The 15,385-nt window shown below is 75.1% G+C and carries 16 protein-coding genes and 3 pseudogenes; 10 read left to right on the top strand and 9 right to left on the bottom strand.

What is annotated here, in order from left to right:
* The first annotated feature begins 115 nt into the window (after positions 1-115).
* The 4 genes and pseudogenes from ACZ4WV_RS15695 (at position 116) to ACZ4WV_RS15680 (ending at position 2,038) form a co-directional block, all read left to right on the top strand.
* The gene (locus ACZ4WV_RS15695; RefSeq protein ID WP_465746837.1) at positions 116-427 is read left to right on the top strand and encodes an aminotransferase class III-fold pyridoxal phosphate-dependent enzyme; all 312 of its coding nucleotides are present in this window, start codon (positions 116-118) and stop codon (positions 425-427) included.
* Entirely contained in the window at positions 424-1,293 is an 870-nt protein-coding gene (locus tag ACZ4WV_RS15690; protein WP_465746835.1) for a TauD/TfdA family dioxygenase, read from the top strand. Before ACZ4WV_RS15695 ends, ACZ4WV_RS15690 begins: the two co-directional genes overlap by 4 nt.
* Positions 1,236-1,646: pseudogene (locus ACZ4WV_RS15685) on the top strand (SDR family NAD(P)-dependent oxidoreductase); the annotation flags it as partial. The gene ACZ4WV_RS15690 and the pseudogene ACZ4WV_RS15685, both read left to right, overlap by 58 nt.
* Positions 1,647-1,726: 80 nt before the next feature.
* Positions 1,727-2,038 carry a hypothetical protein gene (locus ACZ4WV_RS15680; RefSeq protein ID WP_465746972.1) on the top strand — a complete coding sequence of 104 codons (312 nt, stop codon included), beginning with the start codon at positions 1,727-1,729 and terminating at the stop codon, positions 2,036-2,038.
* A 36-nt stretch (positions 2,039-2,074) separates the two neighbouring features.
* Here ACZ4WV_RS15680 and ACZ4WV_RS15675 read toward each other — a convergent pair whose 3' ends face one another.
* The 3 genes from ACZ4WV_RS15675 to ACZ4WV_RS15665 form a co-directional block, all read right to left on the bottom strand.
* Positions 2,075-2,860: a DUF6585 family protein gene (locus ACZ4WV_RS15675; protein WP_465746833.1), complete on the bottom strand. Its 786-nt coding sequence runs from the start codon at positions 2,858-2,860 to the stop codon at positions 2,075-2,077.
* A gap of 116 nt (positions 2,861-2,976) precedes the next feature.
* Entirely contained in the window at positions 2,977-3,483 is a 507-nt protein-coding gene (locus ACZ4WV_RS15670) for a hypothetical protein (RefSeq protein ID WP_465746831.1), read from the bottom strand.
* A complete protein-coding gene (locus ACZ4WV_RS15665; RefSeq protein WP_465746829.1) occupies positions 3,480-4,676 on the bottom strand; it encodes a molybdopterin-dependent oxidoreductase in 1,197 nt (398 codons plus the stop codon). The genes ACZ4WV_RS15670 and ACZ4WV_RS15665 overlap by 4 nt, the downstream gene beginning before the upstream one ends.
* Before the next feature lie 114 nt (positions 4,677-4,790).
* Between ACZ4WV_RS15665 and ACZ4WV_RS15660 the strand changes: the two genes are divergently transcribed.
* The 3 genes from ACZ4WV_RS15660 (at position 4,791) to ACZ4WV_RS15650 (ending at position 7,612) form a co-directional block, all read left to right on the top strand.
* Positions 4,791-6,230: a glycosyltransferase 87 family protein gene (locus ACZ4WV_RS15660; RefSeq protein ID WP_465746827.1), complete on the top strand. Its 1,440-nt coding sequence runs from the start codon at positions 4,791-4,793 to the stop codon at positions 6,228-6,230.
* Between the two features lie 64 nt (positions 6,231-6,294).
* Positions 6,295-7,008: a molybdopterin-dependent oxidoreductase gene (locus tag ACZ4WV_RS15655; RefSeq protein WP_465746825.1), complete on the top strand. Its 714-nt coding sequence runs from the start codon at positions 6,295-6,297 to the stop codon at positions 7,006-7,008.
* On the top strand, positions 6,992-7,612 hold the full coding sequence (locus ACZ4WV_RS15650; RefSeq protein ID WP_465746823.1) for a cytochrome b/b6 domain-containing protein: 621 nt from the start codon (positions 6,992-6,994) through the stop codon (positions 7,610-7,612). Before ACZ4WV_RS15655 ends, ACZ4WV_RS15650 begins: the two co-directional genes overlap by 17 nt.
* An 18-nt stretch (positions 7,613-7,630) precedes the next feature.
* On the opposite strand, the gene ACZ4WV_RS15645 is transcribed toward ACZ4WV_RS15650, so the two are convergent.
* From ACZ4WV_RS15645 to ACZ4WV_RS15635, 3 genes and pseudogenes are all read right to left on the bottom strand, one after another.
* Positions 7,631-8,299 (bottom strand): class I SAM-dependent methyltransferase, encoded by a 669-nt coding sequence (locus ACZ4WV_RS15645; protein WP_465746821.1) that lies wholly within the window; start codon positions 8,297-8,299, stop codon positions 7,631-7,633.
* The gene (locus ACZ4WV_RS15640; protein WP_465746957.1) at positions 8,296-8,826 is read right to left on the bottom strand and encodes a TIGR04282 family arsenosugar biosynthesis glycosyltransferase; all 531 of its coding nucleotides are present in this window, start codon (positions 8,824-8,826) and stop codon (positions 8,296-8,298) included. Before ACZ4WV_RS15640 ends, ACZ4WV_RS15645 begins: the two co-directional genes overlap by 4 nt.
* A 99-nt stretch (positions 8,827-8,925) precedes the next feature.
* Positions 8,926-9,654: pseudogene (locus ACZ4WV_RS15635) on the bottom strand (glycosyltransferase family 2 protein); the annotation flags it as partial.
* A 228-nt stretch (positions 9,655-9,882) separates the two neighbouring features.
* Here ACZ4WV_RS15635 and ACZ4WV_RS15630 point away from each other — a divergent pair.
* Both ACZ4WV_RS15630 and ACZ4WV_RS15625 read left to right on the top strand, forming a co-directional pair.
* A complete protein-coding gene (locus ACZ4WV_RS15630; protein WP_465746819.1) occupies positions 9,883-10,638 on the top strand; it encodes a response regulator transcription factor in 756 nt (251 codons plus the stop codon).
* Positions 10,635-11,777, top strand: coding sequence for a sensor histidine kinase (locus tag ACZ4WV_RS15625; protein ID WP_465746817.1), 1,143 nt, complete (start codon positions 10,635-10,637; stop codon positions 11,775-11,777). Before ACZ4WV_RS15630 ends, ACZ4WV_RS15625 begins: the two co-directional genes overlap by 4 nt.
* Before the next feature lie 42 nt (positions 11,778-11,819).
* On the opposite strand, the gene ACZ4WV_RS15620 is transcribed toward ACZ4WV_RS15625, so the two are convergent.
* Positions 11,820-12,875: an NAD-dependent epimerase/dehydratase family protein gene (locus ACZ4WV_RS15620; RefSeq protein ID WP_465746815.1), complete on the bottom strand. Its 1,056-nt coding sequence runs from the start codon at positions 12,873-12,875 to the stop codon at positions 11,820-11,822.
* Between the two features lie 54 nt (positions 12,876-12,929).
* A complete protein-coding gene (locus tag ACZ4WV_RS15615; protein WP_465746813.1) occupies positions 12,930-13,052 on the bottom strand; it encodes a hypothetical protein in 123 nt (40 codons plus the stop codon).
* A gap of 660 nt (positions 13,053-13,712) precedes the next feature.
* Between ACZ4WV_RS15615 and ACZ4WV_RS15610 the strand changes: the two genes are divergently transcribed.
* A complete protein-coding gene (locus tag ACZ4WV_RS15610) occupies positions 13,713-14,474 on the top strand; it encodes a class I SAM-dependent methyltransferase (RefSeq protein ID WP_465746955.1) in 762 nt (253 codons plus the stop codon).
* Between the two features lie 603 nt (positions 14,475-15,077).
* On the opposite strand, the pseudogene ACZ4WV_RS15605 reads toward ACZ4WV_RS15610, so the two are convergent.
* Positions 15,078-15,385: pseudogene (locus ACZ4WV_RS15605) on the bottom strand (hypothetical protein); the annotation flags it as partial.

Raw genomic sequence — 15,385 nt, 5'->3', positions numbered from 1 at the left:
GCCGCTTCGCCGCGCCGACCCCGCAGTGGTGGTCGGCCGCGCTCATCCGGGCCGCCGAGGCCGGCCACCTCCCGCCCCGCTGACCGTGTTCCCCTCCAGAGAAGGGCAGTCCCCGTTGTCCCAGCTCTCCCCGGTGCTCAAGCAGGCCACCCCCGTCGTCGCCGTGCGCGGTGAAGGCCTCCACCTCTTCGACGTCGCCGGCCGCCGCTACCCGGACTTCACCTCCGGCATGGGGGTGACCGGCACCGGCCACTGCCACCCCCGGGCGGCGGCCGAGGCTGGCCCGCTGCTCCTGCTCTGCGGGATCCACCCCGGCACGGTCCGGATGATCCCCGCGCCGATCGTCACGGCCGGGCGGACCGCCGAGGCGCTGCCGCCGTGGTCCACGGCCGTCGCGGCTGGGGCCCGGGCGGAGGGGGCCCGATGAGCGGGCGCGCGGTGGCGGAGATCGGCTGGGACGGACTGGAGTTGGAGGCCAGGCGGGAACTGTGGTCGGTCCCGCTGGGCGAGCCGGAGCGGCGGCTGCTCTGGGCCGACGCCCGGGCCGGGCTCTGGGGCGCGGCCGAGCCGGTGCGGGAGCGACTGCGGAACTTCGTCCGGGACAGCATCGCCTCCGTCGGCCTCGCCCACGTCGGGCGGCTGGTCGACCCGGCGCGACCGGAGCCGGAGATCGCCGAGGCGGTGTCCTTCCTGCTGCGGGACTACGGCCGGATCGTGCCGCAGAACGGGCGGGGCGACCTCATCTCGGTGCTGCGCGACCAGGGCGGTGACGGAAACGCCGAGCTCGGCTTCCACTGCGACACCTGCGACCTGCTCGTCCTGCTCTGCCTCCGACCCGCCCACCACGGCGGAGGGCTGACCAAGCTGGCGAGCGCCCGGCACGTCCACGACCTGATCGGGCGGGAGCGGCCGGACGCGCTGGCCACCCTCCGGGAGGACTGGACGTTCGACCGGACCGGCCGGGCGGGCCCGCAGGTCGTGGTCACGCCGATCCTGTACCCGCGGAAGGACGGCACCATCGGCTGCTACTACCAGACCCGCACCGTCCGCACCTCGCCGGACCGGGGCGGCCCGGAGTTGACGGACCGTCAGTGGGAGGCGCTGGGCGTGCTGGACGAAGTGCTCTACCGGCCGGAGATCGCCTTCGGGCTGCCGATGGCCGCCGGGGACCTGCTGATCATCCGCAACGGCCGGGTGCTGCACGGCCGTTCCCCCCACGTGGAGGAGCCCGGGCGGTGCGCCCGGCGGATGCTGCGGATCTGGCTGAACGAGGGGGAGACGTGGACGCCGTGAACGGGAGGATCGCACTGGTCACCGGAGGTGGCAGCGGGCTCGGCCGGGCCTCGTCGCTGGCCCTGCTGGCGGCGGGCTGGACGGTGGTGCTGGCCGGGCGGCGCAAGGACGCCCTGGAGGAGACCGCCGCGCTCGCCGCGGTGGACCCGGCCCGGGTGCTGACCGTACCGACCGACATCCGCAACCCGGAGGAGGTCGCCCGGCTCTTCGACGCCGTCCGCGACCGCTACGGGCGGCTCGACCTGCTGTTCAACAACGCGGGCGCGGCCGCCCCGCGGCGGCCCGTCGTCGAGACCCCGTTGGGGGACTGGAACCGGGTGCTGGACACCATCGTCACCGGCAGCTTCCTGTGCGCCCGCGAAGCCTTCCGGCTGATGAGCACCCAGTCCCCGCAGGGCGGCCGCATCATCAACAACGGCGCGCCTCGGCCCATGTGCCGCGCCCCGACTCCCTGGCGTACACGGCCGCCAAGCACGCCGTGCTCGGCCTCACCAAGGTGCTCGCCCTGGACGGCCGTCCGTACGGCATCTCGTGCGGGCAGATCGACGTCGGCGACGTCGCTCCGCCGGACGGCGGTCCGCAGCCGGCCGCGACGCAGGCCGACGGCACGATGGCGGTGGAGGCGACCGTTCCGGTGGACCGCTTCACCGAGGCCCTGCTGCTGATGGCCTCGCAGCCGCCGGACACCACCATCCAGTCCCTGGTGCTGCTGCCGAGCACCATGCCGTTCGTCGGGAGGGGCTGAGCCGCGCCGGGGCGGAGCGCCTGATCGACCGGGCGGTCACCGCCGCCGGGGGCGCAACTCGTCGGCGAGGTCCAGGAAGACGTAGAGGTTCGGCAGCGACGCCCCCAAGACCAGGAGCGCGCGGCCCGAGCCGGGCCCCGTCAGCCGGACCTGCCCGTTGGCGACCTTGACCTCGCCGACCTGCGACCACGGCACGCTCTTGCCCCGGTCCCCGACCGCCTCGGCGGTGACCCACACCGTGCCGAAGGTGACCCGCCGGCCGGACCGCACCGCCGCCAGCGCCTTTGGGAACTGGGCGGCGGTGACGGCCTGTTGCAGCTCCGGGCCCCAGACCTTCGGCTCGGTGAACCGGCCCTTGGCGGCGACGCCGTCGGAGCGGGCCTGCAGTTCGAGCTTCGCCCCGTCGACGTCGATCAGGGTGTAGTGGTAGTCCGTGTACCCGCCGACGCCGGTGTGCCGGATGATCACCTGCCGCAGCTCGGTGTCGGCGTAGCGCACGACCCGGACCCCGCCGTCCGCGCGGGTGACGGTGAGGCCGTGCTCGAACCGGTCCATCCGCAGTCCGGTGTTCTTCCGGGCCGTCGACTTGTCGATCGCCAGGCTCAGCAGCGCGAGCAGCAGCAGCGCGACCGGCACCAGCGCCACGCCCGCGTTGCCCACGGCGAACAGCACCACCGCGATCACGGCCGAGACGGCCACCACGCCGAGGCAGCAGCCCGAGTTGTCCGGCGGCTGGGCGCCCGGGTGGGTCGCCCAGTGCGCACCGAGCCCGTGGCGCGCCGCCGCTTCGGCGACCCGCGTCGGTGGTGTCCGCTCCGCCACTGTCCAGCCCCCCGTTCGACGCTTCCTCCGGACTGCCGGAGTAGCCGCGGAGCGTAGCGGGGGCGGATGACAAGCGAATGACATGCCCGCCTCCGCATCCGCCTCCGCATCGGGCCTCACGGCCGGTCTGGCCGGGGCGGCTGCTGGTTACGGGGCGGCTGGTCGTCAGGGGATACCCGGGGTACCCGCGGAGGCCTGGGCGCCCGGGGCGCCGGGCGCCGGACCGCCCGGTCCCGGCGCCGCCACCGCCCGGCGAACGCGGCCAGCAGCGCGATGCCGGCGGTGGCGGCCAGCACCAGCAGCCAGTTGCGCAGGTACGGCAGCGGCAGCACCGTCGGGTTGCCGTGGTCGTCGTCGGCGCGCAGCACGGCGGGCAGGCCGACGGCGGTGACGGCCGCCGCGACGACCAGCCAGCCGCGCAGCACCGGCCGGCGCACCAGGAACGCGCCGAGCAGGCACACCAGCGGCACCCACAGCCCGTCGTTGATCACCAGCCCGCCGACCGCCCAGAACAGGACGCCCAGCGGGTCGGTGATGTACGGGTCGCCGAGCAGCCCGGACAGGCCGTAACCGATCACGGAGAGGCCGGCGGCCAGCAGCGGCGCCCGGACAGCGGTGGTCATGCGATCACCTCGATGCGGGCGACCCACTTGGTCTGCAGGACGCCGGGCCGGTTCGGCGCGATGACGCGGGCGGGGTATCCGTGGTCGGCGTTCAGGACCTCGCCGTTGACCCGCACGGCGAGCAGGCTGAGCGGATCGTCCACGTACGTCGCGGGCATCTCCATCACCCGGTACGGTCCTTCGGCCTCCAGCGAGGTCACCCGCACCGCCGAGCCGGGCGGCGCTCCCGCCAGGCGCACCAGCTCGGCCATCCGGACACCGGTCCACCGGGCCCTGGCGCTCCAGCCCTCCACGCAGGAGATCGGCAACTCCGCGGAGTACTGGGGCAGTTCGCCGAGCTCGGCCAGAGTGAGCTGGTACGGCTTCGGCCCGTCCACCCGGAGCCGCCAGTCCGCCGGCACCGTCACCGTGCCGGCCTGGGCGGCGGTGCGGTTCACCGGCAGGCCCTGGGCGCCGATGTCGGGCCGGCGCGGGGCCAGCAGGTCCAGGGCGCGCAGCCAAGGCACGCTCTGCCCGGCCGTGACCAGGGTGACGGCTCCGACGGCGGCGGTGGTCGTCGTGAGGAACGCACGGCGCTGCGCCAGGGCCGGAGCGGCTCGGCGCCACCAGTGCCCGGCGATCAGCGGCGCCTTGACGGACATGTGGACCAGCAGCCCGCCGACCGCCATCCAGCCCAGCCAGAAGTGGGTCTGCCGGAACGGGAACGGCCACGGGTACCACTGCAGGGTGTTCAGCAGGCCGGTGAACAGCTCCAGCAGGACGGCCGCCACGAGGAGCGCGATGCCCAGCCGCTCCAGGGCGTGCAGCACGCTGCGCGCCGGCGGCCACTCGAACAGCCGTGGGTAGACCGCCCACAGCTTCGCGCCGACCAGCGGGATCGCGGCCAGACCACTGATCACGTGCAGGCCCTGGGTGACCCGGTAGCCGTTCACCGGCCGGGCGGGCAGGTGGGGCGCGAGCCAGCCGGGCGGATCCTGGAGCAGATGGCTGGTCAGGCCGGTCAGGAAGCAGACCAGGAGGGCCGCGCCCAGCCAGCGGCCGACGACGACCACCGTCCGGGGCTCGTGCAGCGGTGAGGTGAACGCCCCCTCGCGCCACGGCCCGCGGCGCAGGAACGCCGGGGGAGCGGGCAGCCGGGGGTCGTAGCGGGGGCGGGTGGTTGGACGGCCGGAGTCGGCGGGATCGGTTTCCACCCGTCCATCGAAGCGCCCCGGCAGGTCCCGGCGGGGGACCGGCGTGCTTACGGATTCCGAACGGCGGCCTCGCCGCCCACGGCGAGGGGGCCGTCCGGTGGGAGGGTGGGCCCCGTGATCTCCCGTAGCGTCCTGCCCTGCCTCCTCGCCCTGGCCGCCCTGGTCACCGCCCTCGCGCTGACCGTCCTGCGGGCCGGCGCCCTCCCGCTCCACACCTGGTACCTCCTCGATGTCGCCCTCTTCGCCGTCGCGGTGCTGCTGCTGCGCAAGGTGCCCGCCGGTCAGGTCGCGCCGCTGGTCCTGGCCGGCGGCGTCGCCGTGGCCGCGGTCGGGCTGCTGGCGCCGCCGCGCACCAGCGACGACGCCTACCGCTACGTCTGGGACGGCCGGGTCCAGGCGGCCGGGATCTCGCCCTACGCCCACACCCCGGACGATCCGGCGCTCGCGCGGCTGCGCGATCCGGGGCTCTTCCCGGCGGGGGACGGATGCACGGGCTGGGACGAGCGGCGCACCACGGCCGGCGACTGCACCCGGATCAACCGGCCGGCCGTGCACACCATCTACCCGCCGGTGGCGCAGGCGTGGTTTCTCGCGGTGCACCCGTTCGGCGGCGGGGTCCGCGGGGTGCAGGCCGGCGGGGCGGTGCTGGCGGTGGCGACCACCGGGCTGCTGCTGAGGACGGCGGGGCGGGAGAAGTGGCGGGCGGCGCTGTGGGGGTGGTTCCCCGGCGTGACGGTGTGGGCGGTCAACGACGCGCACGTGGACACCCTCGGCGCCCTGCTCACGGTCGCCGGGCTCGGCTGCGCGGCGCGGGGGCGAGCCGTGCGCGGAGGACTCCTCATGGGCGGCGCGATCGCGGCCAAGCTGCTCCCGGCCCTCGCCCTCCCGGGCGCGCTGTCGGGCCTCTCGGGCCTCTCGGGATCATCGGGCCGGCTGTGCCTCGCGGGATCATCGGGCCGGTCGGGACTGTCCGGCAGGTCCGGCTGGTTGGACTGGTCGGGCCGGTCGGCCTGGCGTCCTGCCCGCAGTGACGTCCTGCTCCTCGGTTCCGCGCTCGGCGCCTTCGCGCTGTCCTACCTCCCGTATGTGATCGCCTCTGGCACCTCCGTCCTCGGCTACCTGCCGGGCTACCTGCGGGAGGAGGGGTACGAGCAGGGGCACATCGACCGGTTCGGGCTGCTGCGGCTGGTGCTGCCCGACCCTCTCCTCCCCTGGGCGGCGGCCCTGGTCCTCGCGGCCGTGGTGATCCGGGTCCTGCGCCGGGGCGACCCGAACCGGCCGTGGGCCGGGGCGCTGCTGGTGACGGGCACGGCGCTGCTGGTCGTCGCGCCCTCCTACCCGTGGTACGGGCTGCTGCTGGTCGCCCTGGTCGCACTCGACGGCCGCTGGGAGTGGCTGGCCGTCCCGGCCGCCGGGCAGGCGCTCTACCTGACGGGAGGGCAGACGGCCCAGCAGCTCTCCTACGGAGCCGCCCTGTGCGTCGTCCTCGTGGTCCCGCTGCTGCGGCGGCGCCAGGCGGGAGGGCCGGCTCTGGCGGTGGGCGGCGAAAGGTGACGGAAGTCTGACGGGCCGGCGCAGGATCTGGCCGTCGCGCCTCCGGGCTGGTCGAATCGGCGGTGTGAGCGAACAGATCGAAGAGGGCCGGGGAACGCCGGTCGGCCGCAGGGTGGTGCTGGGCCTGCTCGGGCTCGGCGCGGTGGGCGTCGCGGTCGGTCCGTACCTGGAGCGGGCGCAGGAGGCGGTGGCCGGCAAGGACCCGACGGGCCTCACCGGTCTGCTGCCCGGAGGAAGCGGCTTCCGGTACTACTCCGTGGTGGCCTCGGTCCCGACCCGGGGCCCGGACACGTACACCCTGACGGTGGACGGGCTGGTGGAACGCCCCGGCACCTACCGCCTCGCCGACCTCCAGGCGATGCCGCAGCGCCGGATCGTGCGGGACGTGCAGTGCGTGACGGGGTGGCGGGTGCCGGCCACCCCCTTCGAGGGCGTGCCGCTGGCGCACCTGCTCGATGCCGCCGGAGTCCGGGCGGGCGCCGGTGCGGTGCGGTTCAGCTGCTTCGACGGCGAGTACACCGAGAGCCTCACCCTGGAGCAGGCCCGGCGGGACGACGTGGTGGTCGCGCTCAAGCTCCAGGACGCCCCGATCCCACATGCCCACGGCGGCCCGGTGCGGCTGTACGTGGCACCGATGTACTTCTACAAGTCGGCCAAGTGGCTGTCCGGGATCACCGTCACCGGCTCGGTGGAGCCGGGTTACTGGGAGCAGAACGGCTATGACGTCGACGCCTGGGTCGGCCGCTCGAACGGACGTGACGATGCACCGACCGCCTGAGCGCCTGCTCCGCTTCACCCGCGCCGAGCGCTGGGTGCACCGCGCCACCGCCGCCCTGGTACTGACCTGCCTGGCCACCGCCGCGTGCCTGTACGTCGCGCCGCTGGCCGAGCTGGTCGGGCGCCGGCGGCTGGTCGTCACCGTGCACGTGTGGTGCGGCCTGGCGCTGCCGGTACCGCTGCTGCTCGGACTGGCCTTCCGGGCGGTGCGGGCAGACGCGTCGCGGCTGAGCCGCTTCCATCCCGTGGACCGGCAGTGGCTGCGGGCGACGCGGGCGCGCGCGGCGCACCGCCCGGCGGGGAAGTTCAACGCCGGGCAGAAGCTCTACGCCCAGTGGACCCTGGGCGCCATGCTGACGATCCTCGGCACCGGCCTGCTGATGTGGCTCACCCACCTGACACCGGCGGCCTGGCGGACCGGCGCGACCTTCGTCCACGACTGGCTCGCGGCGGCCATCGCCCTGGGGACCGCCGGGCACGTCCGGATGGCCCTGCGGGACCCGGAGGCCCGGCGCGGGATGCGGACCGGGCTGGTCGACCGCGACTGGGCCGAGCGGGAGCACCCGCAGTGGCCGGCCGTGAGCCCCGCGAAGGCACGGGAGTAGCCCCGGCGGCACGCCGCGTCAGCGCGGACGCGGCGCCTTCCGGAATGCGAGGAAGTACCGGCCGTGGGAGGACCAGCGCTCGGTTTCGACGAGTCCGGCCCGGTGGGCACGACGGGCGGTGGCCGCCGCGCCGCAGCGGGCCCAGGCGAACGGTGGCCCGAGCCGCCCGTCGCCGCCCTCCACCCGGACGGTGATCCGTTCGTCGATCTCCGCCGGCTCCACCTCGACCAGCAGCGCGCCCCCCGGGGCCAGGATCTCGGCGCTCCGGCCGAGCAGGAGCCCCGGGTCGCCGCCGATGCCGAGGTTGCCGTCGGCCAGCAGCGCGCCGCCCCAGCGGCCCTCGGCGGGGAGCCGGTCGAAGACCGACCGGCGCAGGGCCGGCCCGCCGAGGCTCCTGGTGCGCGCCACGGCCGCTCCGGTGACGTCGACCCCCAGGGCCGGCACGCCGAGGCCCAACAGGGCCGCGACGAGCCGGCCGGGTCCGCACCCGAGGTCCACCACCGGCGCGGCCAGCCGGGTGCAGCGCAGCAGCAGCCCGTGATCGGCCCCCGCGGGCGGCGCGCACCAGCGTTCGACGTCGAGCGGGATCCGGCGGCCGTCCTCGCGCCGCAGCCACAGCGGGCCCCGGCCGGCGCGTACGGCCTCGGCGAACGGGTCGTCCACCCACGCCTCGGCGGCGACGGTCACCCCGTCACCTCCCGGGCGGCGGTCTCGATCGACCGGAGGCATGCCGCGAACCTGCTGCCCGGAGCCTCGGCGGCGACCTGACGCGCGTCCCGGACGGTGTCCACGTCCGTGACCACCGGCAGGTGGCTGATCACCAGGTTCTCCGCCACGAGCCGGGCGAGCAGGGCCCGTCCGGTGTCCGGCGTGGACATCGGCAGGCCCAGCAGCAGCCGCCGGGCCAGTCGCTCGGTGGGCCTGGCCAGCCCGAGCGCCCAGAACCCGCCGTCGGCGGCCGCGCCGTACCAGGCGTCGACGCCCGTGCGACGGGCGGGCGACAGGGCGCCGGCGAGGAGCGCGGCGTCCACCTGCGGGGTGTCCATGCCGACCAGCAGGGCGGGCGCGTCCGGGGCGATCCGGGCGGCGTCCGAGAAGGCGGCCGCGAGCCGGGCGTCCAGCCCGCCGTCCGCCTGCGGCACGACCTGCCAGCCGGGCGGCAGCCAGGCGCCGGGATCACCCTCCAGGACGAGCAGCCGCCGGCCGGCCGGCACCTGTGCGAGGGTGGCGAGGGTGTCGGTGAGGGCTGCCTCCGCCAGCGCTGCCGCCTGCTCGGGAGTGCAGGGCGGGGTGAGGCGGGTCTTGACCCGCCCGGGGACCGGCGACTTGGCGATCACCAGCAGGGTCGGCGGCGGCGCGGCCAGCACGGCCCGCATGTCGCGGACGGCCTGCCGGGTGCCGCGCACGGTACCGGTGACCTTCGAACGCCCGGTGCGCGGCAGGTAGTCGACGGGCGTCTCGGCGATCCGCATCCCGGCCGCCGACGCGGCGAGCACCATCTCCAGGGGGTAGCCGGAGCGGCGGTCGCCCAGGCCTAGGGCCAGCAGCCGGTCACGGCGAGCGGCCCGCATCGGCCCGAGATCGTGCAGCGGGGCCCCCGTCCTCGCCCGCAGCCGGCCGGCCAGGGCCGCGTTGGCCAGCCGGGCGTGCAGCGGCCACGCCCCGGCGGTCGCCGGGCGGCGCCGGCCGAGCACCAGGTCCGCCGAGCCGGCGAGGACGGGCGCGGCGACCCGCGGCAGCTGGGCGGGATCCAGCGAGCCGTCGCAGTCCATGAAGCAGACCAGCTCGGCGGTCGCGGCGAGCAGCCCGGCGTGGCACGCGGCGCCGAAGCCGCGCCGCGGCTCCTCGACGACCATCGCACCCAGCGAGCGCGCCAGCTCGGCCGAGCCGTCACGAGAGCCGTTGTCGACGACGATCGCCCGCCAGCCCGCGGGCACGCGGTCCAGCACCCAGGGCAGGGCCTCGGCCTCGTCGAGGCACGGCAGGACCAGATCGGCGCACGGCGATGAGGGAGTGGGAGTCGGAGAGATCACGTCGGCCACGCTAAGCGCGGGCGGGCCCGTGGCGGCCGAACCGCGCCCTTACGGAAGTCGTACGTCGGCCCGTCGGCGGCGGCACCCGCGTTCCGCCGGAGCCGCGCTCCCCCTGGCCGAGTTCCGTCGAAGCCGCGTTGTGCCGACCGCGTGGCGCCGGAGCCGCGACCTTACGGAACACGAACATCGGTCCCCGGCGCGGCACCCACCTCGCCCGCGCCTCGTATCCTCGGCGAGGTGACCGACAGCCTCGCTTCCGCCGCACCACCGGATCCCGCCCGCATCCTGGTGATCGACGACGACCTCACCGTGGGCGAGGTCGTCGCCGGCTACCTCACCCGGGCCGGCCACCGGGTCGACCGGGCCTGCGACGGCGACCAGGGCCTCGACCTGGCCCGCGCCCACCGTCCCGACCTCCTGATCCTGGACCTGATGCTTCCCGGGATCGACGGTCTGGAGATCCTGCGCAGGCTGCGCGCCTCCGAGGGCGGTGCCGACCTCCCGGTGGTCATGCTGACCGCCAAGGGCGACGAGGCGGACCGCATCCTGGGCCTGGAACTGGGCGCGGACGACTACGTCACCAAGCCCTTCAGCCCGAGGGAACTCGTCCTGCGCGTCCAGTCCGTGCTGCGCCGCTCCCGTGGTACGGCTCCCACGGCGCCCACTCCCGGGCCGTTGGCGTCCGGGGACATCACGCTGGACCCGCAGGCCCGCCGGGCCGGCCGCGGCGGGCACGAACTCGCGCTGACGCTCAGGGAGTTCGACCTGCTCGCGTTCCTCCTCCGGCACCCCGGCACGGTCTTCTCCCGCCAAGAGCTGATGCAGCGGGTCTGGGGCTGGGACTTCGGCGACCTGTCCACCGTCACCGTCCACGTCCGTCGACTGCGTGAGAAGATCGAGGACGACCCCGCCGCACCCCGACTGATCACCACCGTCTGGGGCGTCGGATACCGCTACGACCCCGTGACGGACGAGCAGAACGGCCAGAAGTGAAGGACCTGTTGCTGATCGCCCTGTTCGCGGGGCTCGGCGCGACGGGCGCCGGCCTGCTCGGCTGGCTGGCCGTCCGGCTGCTGCGCCGCCGTTCGATGGCGCTCTCGCTCTTCTGCGTCGCCGTCGTCACCGTCCTCGCCGTCACCTCCGGGACGCTCGCCGTCGCCCAGGCGATGTTCCTGTCCGGCCACGACCTCGGCGTGGTGATAACCGTGCTCGGCATGGCCTCCGTGGTCTCGCTGCTCACGGCCGCACTGCTCGGACGCCAGGTGGTGGCCGGGAGCCGTGCCCTGACCGCGGCCGCCCGGACCGTCGGCAGCGACGCCGGCTTCACCGCACCGCGGCACCCCCTGGGGCTCGAACTGGCCCAGCTCAGCGAGGAACTCGCCGCCACCAGCGCCCGGCTCGCCGAGTCGCGCGCGCGGGAGCAGATGCTGGACGCCTCGCGGCGCGAGCTGATCGCCTGGATCTCCCACGACCTGCGCACCCCGCTCGCCGGGCTGCGCGCCATGGCCGAGGCCCTGGAGGACGGAGTGGTCGACGAGCCGGAGCACTACCTCAAGCGGATCCGCACCGAGGTGGAGCGGCTCACCGGGATGGTCGACGACCTCTTCGAACTCTCCCGCATCCAGGCCGGGGCACTCTCCCTCTCGGTGTCCAGGGTGTCCGTCTACGACCTGGTCGACGACGCACTGGCCGGCGCCCACCCGCTGGCCCGCCAGCGCGGCGTCCGCCTGGAGGGCCGTCAGGTCGCCGCCGAGCCGGTGGAGGTGGACAGCCGCGAGATCACCCGGGTGCTCGGCAACCTCCTCGTCAACGCGATCCGCTCGACGCCCGAGGACGGAGTCGTCGCGGTGTCGGCCCGCCGAGAGGTGGACGAGGTCGTCCTCTCCGTCACCGACGGCTGCGGAGGCATCCCGGAGCAGGACCTCTCCCGCGTCTTCGAGACCGGCTGGCGGGGCAGCACCGCCCGGACGCCCCGGCGCGATCCCGGTGGCGGCGGGGACGGGGACAGCGGAGCCGGGCTCGGACTGGCCATCGTCCGCGGCATCGTCGAGGCCCACTCCGGCCGGGCCGAGGTGCGCAACGTCGCCGGAGGCTGCTGCTTCGAGATCGCGCTCCCCGCGGCGCGCGGCTGACCGGGCGCCGGGCCCTCCCCTCCGCGACAGAGCTTCGGACCCTCAGGCCCGCAGGGGCGCGGCGGCGAACTCCGCCATCCCCGCACGGAACGGCACCCGCGCCCGCCACCCCAACTCGGCCCGCAGCCGCGCGGAATCGGCGGTGATGTGCCGGACGTCCCCGAGCCGGTACTGCCCGGTCACCACCGGGGCCGGTCCGCCGTAGGCGTCGGCCAGCGCCCGGGCCATCTCGCCGACCGTGCGCACCTCCCCGCTGCCGACGTTGTACGCCCGGGCACGGCCGGGCATCCGGCCGCGGACGTCCTCCACAGCGGCCAGGTTCGCCGCCGCGACATCGTCGACATGGACGAAGTCCCGGCGCTGGCCGCCGTCCTCGAACACCCGGGGAGCCTCGCCGCGGGCGAGCGCCGAACGGAACAGCGAGGCCACCCCGGCGTACGGGGTGTCGCGCGGCATTCCCGGGCCGTACACGTTGTGGTACCGCAGCGTCAGGACCGACCCGCCGCACGCGCGCGCCCAGGCGGCGGCCAGGTGCTCCTGGGCGAGCTTCGTCGCGGCGTACACGTTGCGCGGATCGCCCGGCGCGTCCTCCGCCACCAGACCCGGCCGGAGCGGGGCACCGCACACCGGGCAGGGCGGTTCGAACCGGCCCGCGTCGAGATCGGCCGGGCGCCGCGGACCGGGCGCCACGCCCCCGTGCTCCGGACACTCGTACCGGCCCTCGCCGTACACCACCATCGACCCGGCCAGCACCAGGTGCCGCACCCCGGCGCGCGCCATCGCGGAGAGCAGCACCGCCGTCCCGAGGTCGTTGCAGCCGACGTACTCGGGCGCGTCGTCCAGATCGAGACCGAGGCCCACCATCGCCGCCTGGTGGCAGACCGCGTCCACCCCGGCCAGCGAGCGCTCCACCGCCGTCACGTCCCGTACGTCGCCGTGCCGGAACGCGACGCCGGCCGGCAGGTCGGGCACCGACCCCGAAGGGTGGACCGCGGACAGCAGCGCGTCCAGCACCCGCACCTCGTGGCCCGCCGCCACCAGAGCACGCACGACCGCCGAACCGATGAACCCGGCGCCGCCGGTGACCAGAATCCTCATGACCGGCGACGCTACCGCCCGAGCAGCACGGCGGAGCGCTACGGCGGGAGGGCGTCAGCAATCCGTAAGGCGGACGTACCAGGGCGCCGTCCGCACTCCGCGCGGTGGCGGCGGCCGTCCGGCCGGGTCGCCCTGCCGCTGGGCGGTGACCAGCCAGGCCGCGGAGTCGAGGAGCACTCCGAGCAACTCCTCAAGATCTTCTTCGCGGAGAACGGAACCCGCGACGACACCCTGGCCACCCTGCGCGCGGCGCGCACCTGGGCCCGCGAACGCAACGACGAGAACCTCGCCACCGCCCGCGCCCACCTCGCCGGCCAGGCCCTCTTCCCCGAACGCGCCGCCCAGACCCGGCTGGTCGGCCGTTTCCTCACCGACTTCTACCGCATGGTGGACGCGTGCGGTTCCTGTGGTCGGGCATCACCGACAGGACCGCCCGCTGGGAGCAGTCCTTCTCCGTGGACGGCGAACGCACGTGGGTGACGAACTGGATCATGGAATTCATCCGCAAGGGCTGAGCCTCGACACGGTCATGGCCCGGCGGCGGTGAGCCTCGCCTCGTTCCTCGTCCTCGCCGCGCATTCCGCGGCACCATGCTGTGCCGAACTGCCCGATACGGAGGCGATGGGAATCTCCCAGCACGACAAGCGGCTCGCCCTGTCCACCGCGGAACACCTCAACGCCCGCGCGTCCTGGACGGTTTCACGTGCCTGACCGGGCGGACCCGGTACGGCTGACGGCCTCGACCACCGCGGCGCGGCGGAGCCGGCGGCTCCCCGAGGCGCCGCTACCGTTCTGCGGGTGACGGGAATCGACGATGACCGGCGGTGGGCCGAGTCCATGCCGGCGGCCTACGAGCAATACCTCGTGCCGGTGCTCTTCCGGCCCTTCGCCGAGGACCTGGCCGCCCGGGCGGCGGCCCTCGGCCCCCGGCGGATCCTCGAACTGGCCGCGGGAACCGGCGTGTTGACGTCGGAGCTGCTCGCAGCGGCGCCGGCGGCCGAAGTGACGGCCACCGACCTGAACGAGGCCATGGTCGCCTTCGGGTCGGCCCGAGCCCCGGGCGCGCAGTGGCGGCAGGCCGACGCACAGTGGCTGCCGTTCCCGGACGGCGGCTTCGACCTGGTGGTCTGCCAGTTCGGCGTGATGTTCTTCCCCGACCGGGTCGCCGCGTTCACCGAGATCCGCCGGGTGCTGGCGCCGGGCGGGCGGTTCCTGTTCAACACCTGGGGCCCACTGAGCCGGCACGCCTTCGACGCCGCCGTGCAGGCCGGACTGGAGCGGGCCTTCCCTGCCGACGCGCCGCAGTTCCTCCCGACCGTCCCGCACGGCTACGCCGACCCCGCCGTCGTGGCCGCCGACCTGGCGGCCGCCGGGTTCGCCGTCGAGGAGCAACTGGAGCTGACGCTGGAGGGCCGGGCGGCGTCGGCCGCCGACGTGGCCGCCGGGTTCCTCACCGGCACACCGGTGCGCACCGCCGTCGAGGAGCGCGGCGACGGGCCGGCCGTCCTGGCCACCGTCATCGAGGAGGTGACGGCCCGGCTCGGCCCAGGGCCGGTCACCGCTCGGATGACGGCCTACGTCTTCCGCGGCGCGGCCTGAACACGGGCAGCCGGCCACGCCCGGCTTCGGCTACACGGCCTTCCCCGGCGGGGGTACCTGAGCGACGGGCCGAGTGGCTGCCGTCGCCGTTACCCCTGTCGTGTGATCAGTGCGGAACAATCGCCGTCGAAAGGCGTGTCGGAAGGCCACGAACCGTCCCCGGGCCGTAACTAGATCATATGCCTGGCTGGAAACTGTCCTTCTGTACGGCTGTCGCCGGCCTGGTGCTGGTGGGGTCGGTCGCTAGTCTGCCGCTGGCCGCCGCGGTCGCCGGCCTTCCGCCCGGTGACCCGAGAACCGGTGAGTTGGTGCTGTCGGTGACGGTCGACGGCCGCTCCGGCGCCCCGGAGGTGAAGACCGGCGGCGAAGTGCGGGTGAGCTACCAACTCCGCAACGACGGTGAAATCCCGGTGACGGACGTGCGGATCACCGACACCCTCGCTCCTGGGACCGAGCCTCGTTGCCCGGGCGACGGCACTGGAAACATCCCTCGGCTTCGTCCGGTGACCACCATCGTCTGCACGGCGACCCTGCGTGCCCTGCCCGGTGAACACACGGGCCTGGCCACCGCCCGGGGAGCGACGGCCAACGGCCACGGCACCGTCACCAGCTCGGCGTACTCGGGTTACACCGGCGTGGCCGCCGGCCCGGGGCCCAGCCCGGGTGGGGGACCGGTCCGGACAGGAGCAGCCACTCCGGCAACCGGGGCGCCCGGAGCAAGGGTGTCTGCTCTCGCAGCGCCCGGAGCATTCGCGTGCGGACCCGGTGCTCCTCCTGGTCCTCCCGCTCCCGGTGCTCCTCCTGGTCCTCCTGCGCCCGGTGCTCCTCCTGGTCCTCCTGCGCCCGGTGCTCCTCCTGGTCCTCCTGCGCCCGGTGCTCCTCCTGGTCCTCCTGCGCCCGGTGCTCCTCCT

It is taken from the genome of Kitasatospora sp. NPDC029312 (assembly GCF_055569215.1).
Note: the sequence above shows the minus strand (reverse complement) of the source record. Positions and strands in the feature narration are given on the sequence as shown.